Annotated in this window: 17 protein-coding genes and 1 pseudogene; 11 read left to right on the top strand and 7 right to left on the bottom strand. The window is 51.6% G+C overall.

The genetic code is table 11. From position 1 onward, the window contains the following. Positions 1-92 precede the first annotated feature (92 nt). Positions 93-302: a UPF0175 family protein gene (locus tag BLR44_RS13430; protein ID WP_089682647.1), complete on the top strand. Its 210-nt coding sequence runs from the start codon at positions 93-95 to the stop codon at positions 300-302. Continuing rightward, positions 303-788, top strand: a complete 486-nt coding sequence (locus BLR44_RS13425) for a PIN domain-containing protein (protein ID WP_089682645.1) — start codon at positions 303-305, stop codon at positions 786-788. Positions 789-1,469: 681 nt separating this feature from the next. Here BLR44_RS13425 and BLR44_RS28605 read toward each other — a convergent pair. The 4 genes from BLR44_RS28605 to BLR44_RS13405 all read right to left on the bottom strand — a co-directional run bounded on the left by BLR44_RS28605 (position 1,470) and on the right by BLR44_RS13405 (position 4,769). Further along, positions 1,470-1,850 carry a hypothetical protein gene (locus tag BLR44_RS28605; protein ID WP_143017268.1) on the bottom strand — a complete coding sequence of 127 codons (381 nt, stop codon included), beginning with the start codon at positions 1,848-1,850 and terminating at the stop codon, positions 1,470-1,472. Continuing rightward, on the bottom strand, positions 1,850-2,188 hold the full coding sequence (locus BLR44_RS13415) for a helix-turn-helix domain-containing protein (RefSeq protein WP_089682640.1): 339 nt from the start codon (positions 2,186-2,188) through the stop codon (positions 1,850-1,852). The genes BLR44_RS28605 and BLR44_RS13415 overlap by 1 nt, the downstream gene beginning before the upstream one ends. A 157-nt stretch (positions 2,189-2,345) precedes the next feature. Next, positions 2,346-3,410, bottom strand: coding sequence for a hypothetical protein (locus BLR44_RS13410; protein WP_143017267.1), 1,065 nt, complete (start codon positions 3,408-3,410; stop codon positions 2,346-2,348). 60 nt (positions 3,411-3,470) lie between these two features. Then, positions 3,471-4,769, bottom strand: coding sequence for a site-specific integrase (locus BLR44_RS13405; protein WP_089682637.1), 1,299 nt, complete (start codon positions 4,767-4,769; stop codon positions 3,471-3,473). A gap of 433 nt (positions 4,770-5,202) precedes the next feature. Here BLR44_RS13405 and BLR44_RS29360 point away from each other — a divergent pair, with 433 nt between their 5' ends. The 7 genes and pseudogenes from BLR44_RS29360 (at position 5,203) to BLR44_RS13375 (ending at position 10,058) form a co-directional block, all read left to right on the top strand. Then, positions 5,203-5,580, top strand: coding sequence for a Riean_0653 family protein (locus BLR44_RS29360; protein ID WP_410493077.1), 378 nt, complete (start codon positions 5,203-5,205; stop codon positions 5,578-5,580). 86 nt (positions 5,581-5,666) lie between these two features. Further along, positions 5,667-6,092: a hypothetical protein gene (locus BLR44_RS13395; RefSeq protein ID WP_089682633.1), complete on the top strand. Its 426-nt coding sequence runs from the start codon at positions 5,667-5,669 to the stop codon at positions 6,090-6,092. 2 nt (positions 6,093-6,094) lie between these two features. Then, entirely contained in the window at positions 6,095-6,916 is an 822-nt protein-coding gene (locus BLR44_RS13390) for an RHS repeat domain-containing protein (RefSeq protein ID WP_245706053.1), read from the top strand. Positions 6,917-7,142: 226 nt separating this feature from the next. Further along, a complete protein-coding gene (locus BLR44_RS13385) occupies positions 7,143-7,958 on the top strand; it encodes a toxin-antitoxin system YwqK family antitoxin (RefSeq protein WP_143017266.1) in 816 nt (271 codons plus the stop codon). Between the two features lie 209 nt (positions 7,959-8,167). Then, a complete protein-coding gene (locus BLR44_RS28600; RefSeq protein ID WP_143017265.1) occupies positions 8,168-8,413 on the top strand; it encodes a hypothetical protein in 246 nt (81 codons plus the stop codon). 297 nt (positions 8,414-8,710) lie between these two features. Then, positions 8,711-8,899, top strand: a pseudogene (locus BLR44_RS29075) (transposase); the annotation flags it as partial. Between the two features lie 364 nt (positions 8,900-9,263). Beyond that, complete coding sequence (locus BLR44_RS13375) at positions 9,264-10,058, top strand: toxin-antitoxin system YwqK family antitoxin (RefSeq protein WP_176956032.1); 795 nt, start codon at positions 9,264-9,266, stop codon at positions 10,056-10,058. Positions 10,059-11,050: 992 nt separating this feature from the next. On the opposite strand, the gene BLR44_RS29150 is transcribed toward BLR44_RS13375, so the two are convergent. The 3 genes from BLR44_RS29150 to BLR44_RS13360 all read right to left on the bottom strand — a co-directional run bounded on the left by BLR44_RS29150 (position 11,051) and on the right by BLR44_RS13360 (position 16,431). Beyond that, positions 11,051-11,206: a T9SS type A sorting domain-containing protein gene (locus BLR44_RS29150; RefSeq protein ID WP_245706052.1), complete on the bottom strand. Its 156-nt coding sequence runs from the start codon at positions 11,204-11,206 to the stop codon at positions 11,051-11,053. 14 nt (positions 11,207-11,220) lie between these two features. Continuing rightward, positions 11,221-13,173 carry an NHL repeat-containing protein gene (locus BLR44_RS28890; protein ID WP_176956030.1) on the bottom strand — a complete coding sequence of 651 codons (1,953 nt, stop codon included), beginning with the start codon at positions 13,171-13,173 and terminating at the stop codon, positions 11,221-11,223. Positions 13,174-13,683: 510 nt separating this feature from the next. Further along, positions 13,684-16,431 carry a PAS domain S-box protein gene (locus tag BLR44_RS13360; protein WP_089682621.1) on the bottom strand — a complete coding sequence of 916 codons (2,748 nt, stop codon included), beginning with the start codon at positions 16,429-16,431 and terminating at the stop codon, positions 13,684-13,686. 454 nt (positions 16,432-16,885) lie between these two features. Here BLR44_RS13360 and BLR44_RS13355 point away from each other — a divergent pair, with 454 nt between their 5' ends. Further along, on the top strand, positions 16,886-17,305 hold the full coding sequence (locus BLR44_RS13355) for an SPW repeat domain-containing protein (RefSeq protein WP_218127067.1): 420 nt from the start codon (positions 16,886-16,888) through the stop codon (positions 17,303-17,305). A gap of 284 nt (positions 17,306-17,589) precedes the next feature. Next, complete coding sequence (locus tag BLR44_RS13350) at positions 17,590-18,669, top strand: glycoside hydrolase family 43 protein (protein ID WP_089682619.1); 1,080 nt, start codon at positions 17,590-17,592, stop codon at positions 18,667-18,669. Positions 18,670-18,795: the final 126 nt, after the last annotated feature.

Here is an 18,795-nt window from a genome sequence, read left to right as displayed (position 1 = left end):
TGAAAGAGAGAAACGCCACCGAAAGCTCTCGGTGCTGTGGCTAACAGTTGCCTATAAATTCGTAAATTTGGTAAGAACCTAGCTGCAGCGCCATGAAAACCTTAACGATCCAGTTGCCCGATGAAGTCAATGAGAAAGAGGCGAAGATGACCGTGGCGGCGGCCCTGTACGATAAAGCAATTCTTACCTCGGGACAGGCCGCCAAGTTTGTCGGCATTTCCAAGCGTGCGTTTCTGGAAACCGTCGGCCAGTATGGGGTTTCTATTTTCGGTGATACTGAAGAAGAGCTGCGTCACAAGTAGATGAGGCTACATATTATCGCCGATGCCAGTTGCCTGATTGTGTTAGACCGAATTGGCCAATTGGATCTGTTGCGTGATTTGTTCCTTCCCACCAACGGTGGAGACAAGGCTTCTGCGATCCTGACCACCCCGGAAGTACAAGCCGAATTTGGGCAATCCTTGCCGGATTGGCTCCAAATCGCGGCGGTTCACGATAAGGCACAACAACAAGTTTTGGCGGGAATGCTGGATCCAGGAGAAGCGAGTGCCATTGCCTTGGCGCTGGAAATGGAGAGTCCTCTCCTGATTCTTGATGAGAAAAAAGGCCGTCGAGAAGCTCAACGCCTGCAATTACCCATCATGGGCACCTTACGCGTGCTGCAACTGGCTCATCAAGCCGGGCTTGTACCTTCTTTAACTTCACTGATCGGCGAGTTAGAAAAAGCTGGCTTCCGCCTCTCAAAACGAGTAATCGAGGAGTTGCTCAACGAAAACCGCAACAAATAATATTTCTCAACTTCGCTTCCATTGCTTTACTCAAAAGCGTTCGCTAGGCTTCAATAAGCAGCAAAGACCAATCGAAGAGCTCCTTTGTCTGATGTTTTAGAGAAAGCCGATCTTTTGGCCCTCCTGTGTTTCTTCTGTGAATAGGGTGCGATAAGACCCTATTATTAGTGCTTATTCAGAGGGTTAGAGTACAACAAAGCATTTCGTTGCTATATCGTCCCTCAAGGGACGATATAGCAACGAAATGCGGCAATTCTCCCTTGCATCGACATAAAAGGCATTTCACTCTTCTATAAAATGCTAGCAATCCTTTGCCGAAAAAAGGTATAGCTCGATAATGCTTTGCTAAATTTCTCCGCCTCCCTCTACCCATTCAGAGGAAAAGGTTATCTGAGCTATAACTCAATGAGGTGGGTGGTCACAGATTCATGAGGGTATGAGAACGTAGGCTAGGATGGGGGGCTTTCAAACAGAGGAGGGTCAAGCGATACGTCGAGGACGACCGTTTCTCTCGATACCGCTGCCAAAGCATCCACCCTACCAAAGCTAATAGCAGGAGCCAAAGGAAAAAGGTCAAGCCCGATAAAGCACGTTGACTTATGCCAGCATCTCTTCTGTAGAATGTAGTACCTACTTCTTCAATCGGGACGGTCTCGAAGCCAAGGGGTGGTTGATAGTGCTTCATAATTTTTTCAGGACAAACGTTTTTCGGTCTTCTGTATACAGGAGGAAGTCATACAAGTGTAGGGCGTGTCGGCCTTCCCGGTCCTTCACGCCGAATCCCGACACGGCAAAGTTGAATTTCGCCTGCACGAGGAATTCCCGGCTCACCACACGCTGGTGAAGGCGGTCGTAGAGCAGGGAGATGATTTCTCGGTTATGCTGAAGCGGGGCTTCGAACGCCCGTTGCTCTTGCACTTTTCGGTAATGGGCCGGATTGTGAAAGGCATTGCTACATTTTTTACAGCAAAAGCGTTGCTGGGCGGTACGAGGGGTGTACGCCTGCTGGCAGGCAGGATTCTGGCATGTCCTGACGGTGGCTGGTGTGCGTTCCTGACTCATCACCCACGACGATTAACCCGTGAGCGAAGCGGCTGGCGGGACTGAGCCGATAAGGCCGCCACGACTTCCGATTTTTTAAAGAAAACCCGCCGCCCGATTTTATGGGCCGGGAGTTTGCCTTGCCGCTTCCATTCGTAGATGGTTTGTTTGCTAACGCCCAGCAAGGCGGCCACCTGGGGAAGCTTGAGCAATTCCTCCTCAGTGGCCCCCTTTTGATCCTGGTATTCCAGCAGTACTTGCCGGACGGCTTGTTTGACGAGTTCGGACAATTCCTGGGTAGGCACGGGAGCCAGTTCCAATCGTCCTTCAGGGTGCGCAATGACGCGAAAGTAATTCATATGCTTGTTAATCTTTCTTGAGACATTGCTGCGAAGGAAAAGGGGGGGAGAGGTCAGTTTCAAGCTTACCCCCCAAAACGGACCCAAAATACCCTCTTGCAAGTAAGGTTTGGCGCAAATGCGTACATTTTGCCAGGAGATAAGAGGAGGACTGCCCTTACTTTTCGATACGTAGCGGTAACCCTTCTACGGGTAAGGGCCTGGTGCATCTCTTCTGAAAGCTGAGCACTTTTTCGACGTAGGCTCGATTCAAGAGCTGAGGACCTTCCGGGGTTATCACCCGGAAACAGTGGCATAACCACTGGGCAAGCTTTGCTTTCGTTCCGACGATCCAGCCTTGGTGATGAGCGCGAAGGAACACATCCACGAGCTGATTGGCGTAGCCTTGAAAGATCAAGGTCTGGGAAAAGGTACCGCCCCGCAAGACTTCGGCAAAGGCATCGGAGGCTTCCTCCGGCAGGTAGTGATATGCCAGGAAGGCATAATGCAACGCTTCGTGGTAGTCCGCTTTGATTTTAATGGGAGCTTCCGCTGCTTCTAGCCACTCGATTCTCTGTCGATTGAGCTCCAGCCAGTAGCCGGTTTCTTCCAGATGATCCAGCAAAGAACGTTGGGCAACTAGGTGGGATAACCTTTGCTGGATCATCTCCAAGGTCTGTCGCAGGTCAAAGAGCGCGTCTACCGAGAGGGGAGAAGGGTGCTGCTCGCGCCAGGTACTATTCAATTGTTGGGCCCGGCGGGTGCCCCGTTCAATTTCTTCCCGCAGGGCATTGGAGACCTGTGTGGGCCACCATACCTGCACGGGATTCCGTGCCATCAGGTCGGTGCCGCCGGGGCGTTTTACCAATTGTAAGAGACGCGTTTGGATCTGCTCGGTGAGCAAGGCATCGATTTGTTGCCACGCCGCAAATGCCCGGCCACATTGCTGAAACAGGGGTTCGAGTGGCTGGTCATGCTCGACTTCCCACTGCATATGAAGGGTACGCTCTAAGTCAAGGAGCTCTCTGTGGCGGGCCTTCCAACGATCCTCTAGCCAGTGGAGCCATTGGTCCGGTTCGTGGCTGAATCGGGCGCGCTTCTGTTCGATCGTGTTGGCGGAGGCAGGGGCATGGGCCTGATACCCTTCAGTAAAAGCGCGGACCAGCGAGGGATCCGTTAACAAGTGTTCGGATAAGGGCAGGTAAGTGGACTGCCACTGTTGAAATGTGGAAGAAGCGTTCATAGGATGGCTTACGGCGTTGGACCTTTAAAAGCTACCCTAACACGCCAGAAAAGACATGCCTCAGCGTTGCGTTTCCGTGAAAATCATGTCTTCGGTGATTTTGACGTAGCGCATCAGGGTTTTAATATCCTTGTGGCCGGTCATCTGCATGATGACTTCCGGGCGGATGCCGCGGGCCAGCGCCAGGGTGACAAACGTGCGCCGAGCGGTGTGGGTGGAGATCAGCTGCCACTTGGGGACGGTTTGCTCCTTTCGCTGATTACCGGAGAAATGAACCAACTGAATGGGCGTCAAGAGTCCGATTCGTTGTGCCAGCTCCTTGAGGTAATCGTTCATCTTCTGATTGGAAATGCGTGGTGGCAGGTGGCCTTCATATTTGCGAAGGATTTCCACCGCCCGGGGAAAACTTTGCAAGGGAATCAACACCCGTCCTCGGGTCTTGATGGCCGTTAAGCGCAGAGCCAGGCAGACTCCGTGCGGATCGTACTGGATATTTTCCGGCTTTAGGTTTTCCAAGTCCGAGTAGCGTAGCCCGGTTTCACACTGGAAAACAAACAGGTCGCGGACATGCTCTAAGCGAGGCTGATCCGAGAAGTCCGTCTGGTAGAGAAGCGTCAACTCGGCTTCGGTTAAAAAGACCACTTCGGTATCAGCAGAAGGCTTTTTAAAGCGTTGGAATGCGGGATTCACTGCATAACCATGTTCCAGGAGGTAGTTGAGAAAGACCTTCAGTTGTTTGATCTGGTTGCCAATCGTATTGTTAGAGAGCTTTTGCTTGGTGAGGTAAAAGCGAACGAGTTCATCGTAAAACTTCTTGTCGATGCCTTGCAGAGTGATCTTGCGTTGTCGCTCTTGTTGGAAGGCTTCCAGGTGGTGTTTGGCGGTGCGGTAGTGCTTGAGGGTGCCTTTGGCTTTCTGGTAGAGATTGGCTTGGATCCACTCCTCGAACAAGGCAAAGAAATCAGGTTCGGCGCTGACTTCCGGGGCATAAGAAGGAAGCAGATCGTTTTGTTCTTGCAAAAGATAGGTTTGCAGCCCCGGTTTGGTGAGCGGCTGTCCCGTTTTACGGAGTTCATTGCAATACGCTTTGGCCTTCAGTTCGATCTCGTCCAGTTCGAGGTTGATCTTGACACTCTCGGAGTGCTGTGACTTGACGCGTTGCTTCCGACTGCCACGGGCGGAGTTCTGTACCCAGTGGCGAGGCGCAAGGGCATGACCCGTGGGGAGTTTGAGCCGCTGGCCGCCGAACATGACCAGGAGGAGCACGCGACAGGGGACCTCCTCCAAAGGGCGGCCTGCATTTTCGGCCAGTTCACGCTGCCGTTTGGTGAGCGAATCGAGGTAAAAGTTGATCGTCATAGAAGTTGGGGAAAGATGACTACCAAAAGTAGAGAGTTCGGGACAGGTTCGGGACAGTTTTTCGCCGAGTTACCTGAATGCTAGCTGGACCCCAACGATAAAAAGATCAAGAAAAAGGGCCCTTACGAGTAGTAGAGCCTAGTCTTGTAGTACAGATAAGATATGCTGAAGTAAGGAAACGGACTCCTCCCGGGATCACCAAAAACCCGCTTTCATGCAAATGAGGCGGGTTTTTTGCTATATCGGGTCGTAGATAGGGTCGTGAGAGGAAACCATTCCACCGCACCAGCTATGACTATAACGGCAGCGTATAATCACTAGCTCTGTCTTCAAAATCATAAATTCGCTTCAATAACGCAGTCAATCATAAGAAGAACTTCCCACAGCCACGCAGGAAGGCCGCCATAGTTTCGGCGTCTTACTCAATGGCGAAGTGTGGCGTCCTAAGGGTTCTACAGGTCGATTTGGGCAAGGAAATCTTACCGCTTACTATCAGTCCGATGGTACTTTTAATATTAGTGCTTACCGAAGGGAGGGCGAAATAGAGTCCGCTATGGCGCTCTATTCAGATAGCATGTATGCAGAGGGTGTTTACCGTCTACATAACCCTGCCCGCCAGTCGGTAAGTTATTTGCCCTTGGTGTGCTCTTACGATCAGGACAGTACAGTTTACCATGAGGGAACGCTGACCATCACCCGATTTGATTTAGAAGCTAAGGTAATCTCTGGTACCTTCGAATTTGTCCTGGCTCGCCCAGACTGCGACACGATTCATGGTACCCAGGGGCGCTTTGACATCCGCCTTTTTTAAGTTTCCCTCTTTTTCTTTTCTCTAACCCCACTACTCCCTTCCATGAAAACGTTTCGTTGGCTAGCGATCAGTAGGATGAATACTACTTGAAAGATCACCTGGGAAATTTGCGCGTAGCCTTCTGCGCTGGGACGGATGCGTACCTGGCCACCATGGAAGAAGTGGCCAGCGAGAAGCCGGAATTTACTAATTACGGGGTGGTACGCAAGTGCGAAAGAGTCGGGGCAGAAGGTGAGCCGGACGGTCCGGTAGCTGCTTATAATGGTCACTTTGTCATTGCATTAAACCCCAAGCGGGGCATTGTGGCCGGTCCTGAACTTACCTTCCCGGTGCAGGCGGGCGATCGGATCGCCATGCAGGTGCAGACGATATACCAGCTCGAAGAGAACGCATCCTGTTGGGAGGGGGCGCTGGCGTACCTGGCCAGTTTCTTCCTGCACACCAACCCAAGTGGGGGAGACGGCTCGGGTCCCGACCTCTCGATTCTGACGGCGGGTTTGCTTTACCGGTAGTGGTGCATGAGATCACAGCGGACGACGTACCACAAGCCTACCTGGAGTGGACCTGGCAGGATGAGGAAGGACGGGAACTGCGCCGGGACTACCGGTTGATCCCGGTGCAGGGGTCTTCTGTAGATTGGCTTCCCCTGGTGGCGGAGTCGGTGGCGGAACGGGGCGGACTGGTGACGGTCAGACTGGTCAACCAGAGCGGGTTAGAGGTATGGTTCGATGATTTCAAAGTGGATCATCATTGGCAGAAGGTAGTGCAGGAGAATCACTACTATCCCTTCGGCATGAACCTAGCCGGACTGGACATACAAGGTACTCCCGATCACCGATTCCAATACAATGGGAAAGAAAAGCAGGAGGCACTAGGCCTGAACTGGATGGATTATGGCGCACGTTATTATGATGCGCAGCTGGGAAGGTGGCATGCCGTAGATCCAGCAGCGGAATTAATGCGACGCCACTCAACGTATAATTATGCTTTCAATAACCCCATTCAATTAATTGATCCAGATGGTTTAGCTCCGTCTGATTGTCAGACTAAAAGTAGCAATTGCTTTCCAGTTTTAAATGTATTTGCCAATGAATCAAGTGCAGCAAATTCTAATAGTAATACATCATCAAATGATGATGCCAGGAAAGTTACTTATATTGCATATGGTATTAGGATGGTGGGTCCAAACGGAGATGATGTTGATCTTTTAGTTGTAGTTGCTGATATCATTGAGGTGCCTAGGGTGGTGTTTGATGTATTTAATTTTGCTATCAAAAAGAACCCTAAAAAAATATTCCAAATTACGGAGATCGAAAAGCTGTACTTGACAAAATAAAGGACCTGGGGTAATGATGAATTGCTGAATTCCAATACAAATGAACCGCCACCATCGGATCAAGAATTAGATACCATAAGATTAAATTAATTGATGGCCAAAAAGTCCAAGGAGTATTGGATATAGGGTCAAAAAAAGGATAGAGATAGCTCATGTGTTTAGCCTCATGAATGATAAATCAATGCGGATATTTGCTATATTGATATTTTTATCAGTAGCTTCTTGTGTGAAAAAAGAAGTTGTAAGTGATGTGTATTCAAATGGGCAAGTTAAATATGAAATAGAGGAAATTGCTGGTGTTAGAAATGGTTTGAGTATATATTATTATGATAATGGAAATATTGAGTGCATTATTAGTTACAGAGATGGTGTTGAAAATGGAGATGCTGTTTTTAAATATAGATCAGGCGGCATTAAAAACGAGTGTAGATATAAAAATGGCGAATTACATGGTACATCAGTGTTGTATACAGAGGAGGGAGCCATAAATCAAAAGAAATATTATAAATATGGGGAATTGAAAAAAGCGGAGTTTTTTATTAATAATAAAATAAAAGAGGTTCAATATTTTGAAGATGGTCTTTTAGTTGACTATGAAAAGTATGGTATTAACGGTGAGCGACAAAGCGACCTATCAACTAAGAGTGTTCTATTTGTTCCTGGAAAAGAAATTAAATTGGGGGGTGAGAATACTATGGACACTATCCCTGATACTTTGAGTTTAGGAGATACTTTAAGGTTAAAGCTAATTATAGGAAATCGTACTTTGGGAAATGCTAAATACAATATAATTAGTGATGAAAAAATATTTAAAGATATTAATAGTAGCGTGTTTCTGCAAGATAGTATTTTTGATGATAGTCTGAGCGAGTTGCATACGTTTGACAGTGTGACGGCTTTTATTAATGATATTCCTGAAAAAGAAGGTGATTTTTTTATTAAAGGAGCGGCGTTTGAATACGAGGAATTAGGATCTAAAGATGGAGATTCTGTGATATATGGATTGATATTATTTAGTTATCATTTGTATGTTAAGAGGTGATTTTTGCCATAAGCAGGTAAGCAAAAGCATATTTCCCAACATGCTCTAAATGGTGCTAATGTGTCGAATTGAAGGCAAGACTTTGAAATAGGTCTTCCGGGTAGGGCAGCAGACTTGTTAGGAAAGTAAGCTGTGGTTTTGCTATAGTTCATTAAGTAATAGTTGGTTGCAGGTTGAAATCTGAGATCAATACATAATTTTTAATCCATATGCGAATTACCGTTAATATTTTTGTTGTTTTCTCCTTCATGCTTGCAATTGGTAGCTGTTCAAGCGGAAATAACGAAGGGCAACAGCAACGTGTTTTTGAAATGTCCGGAGATCTTAGCTATCAAGATTTAATAGATAGAGGTTTTGAGATAAATAAAATAAGAGGTTTTGAGGGCTCTGGTTATTCTCTTGCAAAGCTTATTTCTGATACGTTGGTTACCTATGTTTTAGACAATAAAAAATAGATATAGAAGGGGTTTGTGGTTATTGATTTAAAAGAAAAGAAATGTCAAGATTTAAGGGCATATCTGTTAGAGTCAAGATTTTCAAATGTGTCGATTCATAATGATAAAGATTGTAAAGATCATATGCTCGTTTATAGAAAGCTAAATAAATTGTATGTTCAGAGTTGCTCAAAAGATAAGTTATTGTTGATGCATTATTTTGATAAAAGAGGATGAGCAAATGAGGTGATTTTTATTGGTGCTTTGGGGGTAACTAGGGCGTGTATGGAAACTCCAAAAGCAGTGTAACTTAGGGGAATGCAGCGAAGCGATGCCCCGCCGGGACACGAGCTTACCGATCGTCAGTGGGCACGACTCAGCCAGTGGTTGCCAAAGCAGCAGCCAGCTACAGGGCGGCCCTCTAGTGACCACCGACTGATTTTAAATGCCATCCTTTGGGTAATACGTACTGGTGCCCCCTGGCGAGATCTACCTGAGCGTTATGGTAGGGGGGGGCGCTTGGTCAACGGTCTATAGTCGTAACCAATGTTGCGGTTCCGCGCGGTGGTCGCATCAACCGGCTTAAGAAGTTCAGACGAGTGGCTACGAGATACGAGCCGCTAAGTATGAAGCGGTCATCTTTATAGCTGCCATCAAACTTTTCGCTTAGTTTGCATACACAGCCTAGTACTGTAATTTATCCTCCCCATAGATCAACCCCACAATTAAAGCCTGATACAGTAAGACACTACAAGTAGAAATGGTTAAATACGCTCTTTTTCTCTTAATATTTGTCATGACTTCGTGCAGTCGGAACCCTCAACGGATTCAGGTTAACTACGAAAGTGGAGAGACTCACTATGTATGTGAGATGAAAGATTCTTTAATGCATGGGAAGTGTATAGAGTATTACAGAGATGGTACAGTAAAAGGCGAAAGCTACTATCAAGATGATACAATACAAGGTGAAGTGATACTCTACCACCCTGACGGTTCTATTAAAACGCGTATTCTGTATAAAGATGGCAAAAAAAATGGGCAATTAACACACTATTATTCCAATGGGCAAGTGAGTGAAACCGTGTTAATGGTCGATGGAAAGCGAGAGAGACAATTGACATCGTATTACGAAAATGGCTCTATTCACCGTATAAGCAATTATGATCACGAGAACCGAGATGGTGAAGAGGTAGAGTACTATCCGGATGGAACGCTTGCTTTAAAACGGGAGTGGGTAACTGTGCAAAAACGATATTCAGACAGCTTGATTAACCTCGTGAATTATGAGGTAGAATACGATTCTCTAGGAAATATTATTAGTGAAATGCATCATGCGGAAGTAGAGCTTCCAGATACCGTTCAACTCAACGATAGTTTAACAATAAGGGTAAATTTTTTAAAACCACATTATCAAGAGGCATATATAGTAGTTGGAGATTACGATGAACAGTATCATAGTAAAGGTACGTTAGAGTTAGATACCATTCAGATGGTAAATAATCAGGCAACATTTCAATTGAAAGCCCATCATCTCGGAGAGAACTTAAAAAGAGCCATCATATGCGACTACACAAAGAGCATATTAAAAGATGGAGGGACAAATACAACTTTAACTGACTATTACTTTTCATTTAGCTTTTTCGTGAAAAGTGATACTGTTATCTAGCTTGGAGGCAATAAATAAAATACACGATTTGCTGATTTTTACTGTAGCCTGTTAAAGGCTATGGATATATAAATCATCGGTAGTCCTAAAGTTGTAATGTGTCATCACAAACCTAATCGCATCGACATGTCGCGTCAGCTTTTTGAAAAAGGATAGGCTCCGCATCGGCGGCCCAATTGTAGGCGTTCCAATCGTCTGTGTAAAAGGTAGCATGTTGGTGGTAGCGCAGTAGTAATGACTGCCATAGCCCTCTCGCGCGCCGTTGACACTTCTGTCCCCTACGAACAGGGCCGCGCCACGGTGCCTATTACCTGACGACTATTTCGATCTAAGGCGATCCCAAACCATTGCTGGTGGGCTCTCCAACCTACGAAACCGCCCGGGCGGCCCCGTCCAGAGTTCATCCGCTTCAAAATCCACTTGAATGAGTTGTATATCGGCTTGTTGGCTGACAGAACAAGCCAGGTCCTCAGGAATCTCGTTGTACAATTCGTCCATATACCGATAGCGTTGATGAGCTTTAATCTGCATGACGCGCGGTTCCCCGCCGGGGCAGATTGCTTCCAAGGCGATCCGTTCCGCTAGGAGCAGTTCAATCCGACGCTTAGATTCTTTAGAGAGAGGCAGGTAGCGACGGTGATGGACGGGGTGCCTCGCACGAACTGACGACCACAGCGCTTACATTTCAAGCGCGTAATAGGTGATGAACCCGTTCTTGACCGCACAGGCGGCTCTGTAGGTTTGTCGAGCCGCAGTTTGGCCAGTTATGTTGAACAAACATGATCTGTAGGTTGAGTTTGGCGACCCAAAACTACGGCCCGGCTGCGGCCTTTTCTACCCATCATTACTTCTTCAGGACTACCCTTTATTTTAAGGTATTTGTCTTGTGAAAACGCCGATGGGCTATATGAATCGAGCGTTTTTTGCTTTGGTGTCAAGTGCTGTGGTTGACTGTTACTTTCCCTGAAGTACTTTCTTTAATCAGGCCAGCATTACCGTTTGATGAGGCGCTGGGCAGGTTGCCCGTCGGCTTTTAGGAGATAGATGCCGGGGGGCAGATGTCCTATCGAAAGTTGCATGTGCCCTTCCACCAGATGAGAAAGCACTTCGACGCCCAGCACATTGTAGAGTCGCACGTGCGTGGCCACTGCTGAGGCTAGGGTCAGCTGGTCCTGTGCCGGATTGGGATAGAACTGGAGTGGTCCTTCAGCCCCATCTGCGATCGTCTCGAACGCCCGCATCGGCACGGAACCACACTCAGGAGGAGAGGCCCCAACGCCGCTGGGCAAGGCCGGCTCAGTACTGACGTACATTTTGTCGAGTTGCGTGTGGGGTTCACGGTATCCGAAGTCGATGGTATGGACGCCTGCTGCCAGCGTAACGGTGGCCTGTGGAAGTGCACTCCACACGTAACCGCTACCGTAAGGCCATTCCACAGCACCCAGTCGCCTTCGTCTATGCGCACCCAAAACGAGTTGCTGTTTACGCCCAGGCTTCGGACACGCGCATACAGGTAAAACGGAGCGGTTGCAGTTACGTTTAGGCTGAACCGTACGTAATCGGCCGGGTCGTTGCTGGGTTGGTAGCCGTAGCCCCCTCGCTTTACGACAAACGAGCCCGCCGAGGCCAGCGAGCTGCCCCACACGTGCGACCAACGTTCACCAATCTGTGCACAGGCGTCTTCCAGCCAGAAGGTCTGGGGTTCTGCCGGAGCGGGTGTCCCCTGGCTGTAGCGCGCAACCCACGTAGGTCCGCTGTTCGGGTCATACAAACTTCTGCCGATCAGGTACAGCGCCCCGGAGGTGTCGGCCCGCACGTGCTGGACTACTTCGCGACTTGCGTCAGAAAACTCCAGTTCGGTAGGATTCTGGTACGTAGTGGCCCATCGAAAGGTGCCATCCGGTTCGTACGACAGCAGCGCCAGGTCGGTAGAGGTTACGGGTACCATTTGCCCGGCCACCACGTAGGCCCGGCCGGCGGCGTCGGTCGTGACGATGACCTTAGGGACGATGCTGCCCTGGGGCGGGGTATAGGGCTGCGACCACAGGACATCACCGGCGGCATTGTATTTGAAGAGCCGCAACGAAGAAGGTGCGGAACCAGAGGCGGACTGGAAAGCGCAGGCCACGTAAACTTCGCCCTGTTGGTCGGTCGTGATGGCAGGATTTGCGTAACCGCTTCGGAAGAAACGTACCCACTGTTCCGTGCCATCTGGGCCATACTTTATTGTGTAGACGGTGTCGGCTCTGTAAACGGCGAGGTACACGGCACCGGCCGCATCCGCCCCGATGCCGTGTCCGACGAGGCCTGGATACTGCCGACTCCGCACGAAATTCCCCTCCGCATCGTAGGTAACGGTCAACGCCACGCGCTTGTAGTCCCAGTCGTGCGAGTCGCCCGTCACGTGTATGCGCCCGGCGGGGTCAATCACCAAACCACTGGGTCGGTCGTTTATAGGCCGTGGATCGCTACCGACCCTGCCATAGCGCTGCACCCACAGCGCTGTGCCGTCGGGTGCGTATTTAAGGAGAAGGTAATCGCTACTTAGCTCTTCCAGGGAATCGGTTCGGCTCTCGCCCGCTACGTAGAGGTTCCCCGCTTCATCCAGGGCAATCTGTGTGCCCACATCCCACCGGCCTGGGCCTGCGTAGTTCTTCACCCACAGGAGTTGGCCGGCGGTATCGTATTTGAGCGTCGTGGCCTGGCCTCCATAGGGATAGGGGTCGCCATACTGGTAGCGCTGGTCTGAAAATCCGGTCACGTAGAGCACTCCGTTCTCGTCGTCCAGCACCATCCCGAAGGCCGCATCGTCGTAATGCGCAGGGCCGTCGTAGATGCGTTTCCAGAGCTCGGTGCCATCCGGCGCCAGCTTGTAGAGCATGATGTTTTGCCCGCGGGGTTCCTCAATGTTCACGATGTAGCCCGCGGCGTAGACATTCCCCGCGCCGTCTGTCGCCAATCCGGTAAAGCTGGCGACTTCGAGGCCATCGATGTTAGTGCCTTCGTAATACTGTTGGACCCACTCCAGGGTAGGGGCGGGCATGGTTTGTGCCCGGAGGCAATTGCGTTGCGAGGCGATGCTCAACAGAAGCGTAACGCATAAAAAAGTTTTCATAGCGGAGAAAGTTGTGATAGAACGTCAGGCGAAAGCAATCGGACATCGGTAGCGGGCAGAAGTGCCACAAAGCACTTCGGTAAAAAATGGCGTAGGGGGAAGTCGGACGAAGAGGTAGCTTTTCAGGGGGCTGGCCGGCCGGAGATGCCATCGGCGCACCAATCACAGCGTTGGGCGCGGGCAGTCGGAACACAAGTTCGAAAGATGGAGTCGTGAAGGGTAAGGTGAAAAAGAACGCTTCTGCGTAGGCAACCCGGCGTCTGCTTCAGCGAAATGCAACCTGGTTGGAACGACCAGGACCGAGGCGCCGGTCTCCGGGGAGGGAGCCTGCGCGGTAGCGCTACGAGGACCAGGCCGGTACCCGTCAACGTGCGTAAGTGGTACCGGCAATTAACCTGTACCGAAGGTAAAATTTCGGCCGATCCGCTGCAAGAAGAATGAAAAATAAATTCTCTTAACATGCAGATAATTAGGGGATTAACGCACCTTTCACCACAATCGGACAGACGCTTACGCCGGAAGATAGACGCGGAACGTAGTGCCCTGATCCACCTGGCTTTCTACCGTAATTTTACCCCGGGCATTGTCGACCATCTTCTTCACCATGTACAGCCCCACGCCCTGGCCTTCTACGTGGTCGTGAAAACGCTTGAACATCCGGAAAAGCTGCCCCAGTTTCTCGGGCTTCATCCCCAAACCGTTGTCGGCTACCGTCAATACCTGATAACCGGCTTCCGTACGACATTGGATGGAAATGAGGGGCGTTCGGTGCGGGGAGCGGTACTTCAGGGCATTGGACAGGAGGTTGTAGAGGAGGGAGCGCAGGTTTTTCTCCGAGAAACGTATCCGCGGACAAGCCTCCACGTCCACCGTCACGTTGGCCTGCGAGGACTGAATCATCAATTCCAGATCCAGCAATACCTCACGGATCATGTCGGGCATGCTCACCAGGGCTTCTTCCTGATCGTATTCTTTCTGGAGCTTGACTACGTCGGTCAGGTGGGTAATGGTCTTTTTGAACCGTTCCACCGAATCCTGAATCAACCCCACAATCTGTTGCACCCGCGGGGGCGCCAGGCTGTCGGCAGGCAGGTGGCGCAACAGGGCCTGCATGAGGCCTTCAATGTTGCTGATGGGGGCTTTTAAGTCGTGCGACGCCGTGTAGATGAAATTGTCCAGATCCTGATTGATGCGGATGAGCTGCTCGTTCGAGAGACCTAACTCTTCGTTGGCGACCCGAAGTTCTTCATTGGCCGACGCCAGCTCTTCGGTCGTGGCGGCCAGCTCTTCGTTGAGGGCTTGCAGTCGCTGGCGGGACGCTTCTTGCTCGGAAATGTCGGTGTTGGAGCCAAACCACCGGACAATCCGTCCTTCTTCATCCCGAACGGGTGCGATCAAGGTCAGGAACGGCCGATAGACACCATCGGCGCCTTTGAGCGGAAACACCATCTGAAACGGTTGGCCCTTGGCCAGCGACGCGCTCCACTGGTGAATTACGTCCGGCAGCACGGCCGGGTCGTGTACCGATTGCCATCCCCAGCCCTCCATCTGCGCCGGGGTAGTCCCGGTGTAGTCGTACCAGCGTCGGTTGTACCAGAAGATCCACCCGTCGGCGCGGGCCATCCAGGCCAGGTTGGGAATGTTGTCGGCCATGACGCGAAAGCGTTCTTCACTCTCTTTCAGCGCGGCCTCGGCTTGTTTCTGCGGGGTAATGTCTTGCGTAATCCCCGTAAACCACAGCGGCCTGCCGTCCGGGTCAAAATGTACTTTTCCTTTGGAGCGTATCCACCGAAGCTGCCCATCCCCAAGGCCCACCGTGCGGTATTCGTGCTCGTACAAGCCACCGCTTTCCGGGCGCAGAGCTTGCTGCACCGCGGCGTCGGTGTCGGGCCGGTCTTCCGGATGCACGCCTTCCATAAAGCGCGCATAGTCTATTTCCGCTTCCGGCGGAAGGCCAAAAAGGGCTTTGGTGCGTTCCGACCAGCGCAACCGGCCGGTGGTGGGGTAGTAGGTGTAGGTGCCTAGCTGGCCTCCTTCCAGGGCACTTCGCAGCTGCTGCTCACGCTCGGCGAGCGCCTGTTGGGCCAGCCTTTCCTGGGTGATGTCCTGCAAGGTGCCGTTAAAACGGTAGGCCACATGGTCGGCATTGAACCACGCTTTGCCTTTGGCCCGCACGATTCGTTCGCGCCGGGTATGGGGGTGGACAATCGTATAGATCATCTCGTACAAGCCTCCCGAATCGTATTGTAACGCGCGGGCGATGGCTTCCGTGACGCGCGGCTGATCGGAAGGGCTGATGACGGCAATGGCCGTCGGAAGGGCAATGTCGTCGTGGGCCGATAAGCCAAACCACGCTTTGAGGCGGGTATTGCCCCGAAAGTGGTCGGTCAGGGGATTGTAGTCCCAGGTGGCCAGTTCGGTGGCTTCGATGGCGAATTTGAGCTGATCTTCGCTCTCCTTCAGGGCTTGTTCGGCTTGCTTGCGTCGGGTAATGTCGGTGAACAGAATGGCTACCTGGCGGTTTTCAGGAGCCCCCAGGCGAAACGCGTACACATCGAACCAGCGGCCCATGGCCTCCGAGCCGTTGGTGAAGTGGAGGGGATCGCCGGTAAGGGCAACGCGACCGTACAGGTCAAACCAGTGTTGTTCTAAATTCGGGACCAGCTGCCGGGCGGTTTTGCCCGTGGCCTGTTCCAGACCCGTCTGCTGTTCGAAAACGGGATTGACTTCGAGAAAACGGTAGTCGAGGGGGCGGTCCTCCTGATCGAAGATCATTTCCACCAGGCAAAATCCCTGGTCTATGGCTTCGAACAACCCCCGGTAGCGTGCTTCATTCTGGGCCAGTTGTTGCCGGGTGTGTACCTGTGCGGTCACTTCGAAGGCATGAATCAGAATGCCGTACACGTCGCCGCCGGCCTCCTGCAGGGGCTGCGCCACGAAGTTGAAGTAGCCCAACGCTGACATGCCGGTGCCGTGGCGAACAAACTGAGCCGGAAACTCGGCCGCCGTAAAGGGTTGCCCGGACTGGTAGACCTGATCGAAAAGCTCGTAGATGCCCTGTCCCTCCACTTCCGGAAAAACCTCCCGCAGAGTGTGGCCGATCAGTTGTTCCTCCGTCCGGTTGAACAGTTGCTGATACAGCGCATTGGCCATGGTGAAACGGTGGTGGGGACCTTCTACGACCGCAATGGCCGCCGGCATCTGGGCAAACAAGGGGTGGATACGGAGGGGGGAGTCTTCCTTCGGTTGTTGGCTCATAACAGGGACATCGTGAATAAACGAAGCATCGTGCTGGGCAATTAAAAAATAGCCCCTGCCTAACGCGATTGCTTACAAAGATAACGTGACCCTGGCGGAAAAGGATCTGAGATAGGAAATAGGCGTTGGGGTTGTGTAAGTCGCGTAGCGGCGCAACCGCACGAACGGATCGATTTCCCTTTCGGAATGCGTACACAGCCTTTCGTGAGGCAGCGGGCTGGCCTGTCTAATGACCTGCCGTTCGACAAGCGGTGATGGAACAGACGTTGCGGGGCAATTCCGCTACCGGGCGCCACTCCGTAAGGTAGTCCAGGGAAGTGTAACGTACCCTCGCAGAAGTGCCTGGACCCGTGTAACGAAAGCAGGCGGAACTCGTTAGTGCTAAACAAGAGAGTAATTATCTGATTTTCTGATAGTTGAGTTCTTAATTTTTTAAACTTAAACTTTTTGGACCATGCGATTTATTCCCACAACCTGGCACGGCGTGCTCGATTACATGACCGGTGCCTTCTTGATTGCCGCGCCCTGGATTTTTGATTTTGCCCGGGGCAGTTACGAAACCTGGATTCCCGTTGTGCTCGGCATCGGAGCGATTGGGTACAGCATTTTTACGCGTTATGAACTAGGACTCGTGCAGGCCCTCCCGATGCGTACGCATCTGTGGCTGGACGGCATCTCGGGTGGTTTCCTGGCCACCTCCCCCTGGTTCTTCGATTTTGCGGATTATGTGTACCTGCCCCATGTGCTTCTCGGTATTTTCGAAATCGGGGCCGCCTTGTTTACCTATACCGTATCGGATCGGCAGCGGGCCGGCGCCTTGTCGGATAGTCCGGTGGGGCGGCATCAGGCCGCGATGCGTACAGGCCACGCTTAGAACGTATTCTTTTCCATACATTGAGGAGGCTTTCTTAAGGAAAGTCTCCTTTTTTGATGTCAGTGCTAAGGCAAACCCCTGTTGCGCGTGCAGAGAAAATTCTTGCTCCCAAAGGCGTGAGTGTACGGTGGCCGCCGCTTCGAACGCCATGCGACGGCTGAAGTCGGGGGCAACGTAAACCGCAGGAAAAGGGTATATTCCCCGCAGGGTGCCGCGCCACGACCAACACCGTAGTGCGGTAGCGCGCCGCTTTCCACCTTGATCACTCCACTACACCCGATCCGATGCTGAAAATAACATCACGTACTGCCGGCAATTTTCTATGGCTGCTTTGCCTCCTTTCCTCGCTGGTATTGGCCGGGGGCGGAAGTGGCCACGCGCAAGCCCTGCGCTTGCCCGAGATGCCCCTGCACGATCCGTACATCGTGGCCCATGCCCCTACGAAGACGTACTACCTCTATACGTCTAACGTGACGCAGCTAACGGGCGATAAAAAGAAGGGGATCATGGTCTACACGAGTAAAGATCTGCTGCACTGGCAGAAGCCCACCGTGGTTTTTACCGTGCCTCAAGATTCCTGGGCCAATCCTGAGGAGGGACCCTGGGCTCCGGAAGTGCACGCCTACCGGGGGAAATTTTACCTCTTCACCACCCTGCACAATAAAAACAAGGTGATTGCCGCCCCGCCAGACGTGTGGCGAATCAACCAGATGCGCAGTACGGTCGTTGCCGTGAGTAACTCACCCGAGGGGCCCTTCACCTTACTCAAGAAAGACAGCCCCTTGCTGCCGGCCCATTTCATGACCCTCGACGGTACCCTGTACGTCGATCCGGAGGGACAGCCCTGGATGGTGTATGCCCACGAATGGCTGCAAAAAATTGACGGAACGTTCGAGGCGGTTCCCCTCACCGACGACCTGGCGAAGGCCGCTGGCGACCCGCAGCATCTGTTCAAGGCCTCGGATGCGCCGTGGTTGAACGCTGCGATTCAGCCCTCCGACTTCCAACTGCATTACGTCACCGACGGGTGCCAGCTTTTCCGGACCAAAGACCAGCATCTGCTCATGCTCTGGTCCAGCTACGAAAAGGGGGTGTACGTACAGACGGTGGCGCGTTCAACAACCGGGACGTTGCAAGGCCCCTGGGAACAACTCGATCCGCTGGTCAAGCACGATTCCGGCCACGGCATGCTTTTCAGAACGTTCGAGGGGCAGTTGATGCTGGTGTTGCACCGCCCGTTCCGGAATGCCCGGGGCAAGCTGTACGAAGTGGTGGATCGGGGCGACCATCTGGAAGTGGTGCGCGAACGCGTGGACCTGGATGGTGAACCTGAAGAACTTTACGAGAAAAGAGGGGAGAAATGAGTGACCCACCGGCGCGAGCGCGACGTGGTCTGACCAGATTTACGGGCACTACCTGAAATTTTTTTGTGTTGCTTTGCACGCCTGGGCTACAAGTCTACCCTTACCCTCGTACGATCCTCGCGACGC

This window comes from Catalinimonas alkaloidigena (assembly GCF_900100765.1).
Classification (GTDB): Bacteria; Bacteroidota; Bacteroidia; order Cytophagales; family Flexibacteraceae; genus Mooreia; species Mooreia alkaloidigena.
This window is presented reverse-complemented; position numbering and strand designations above follow the sequence as displayed.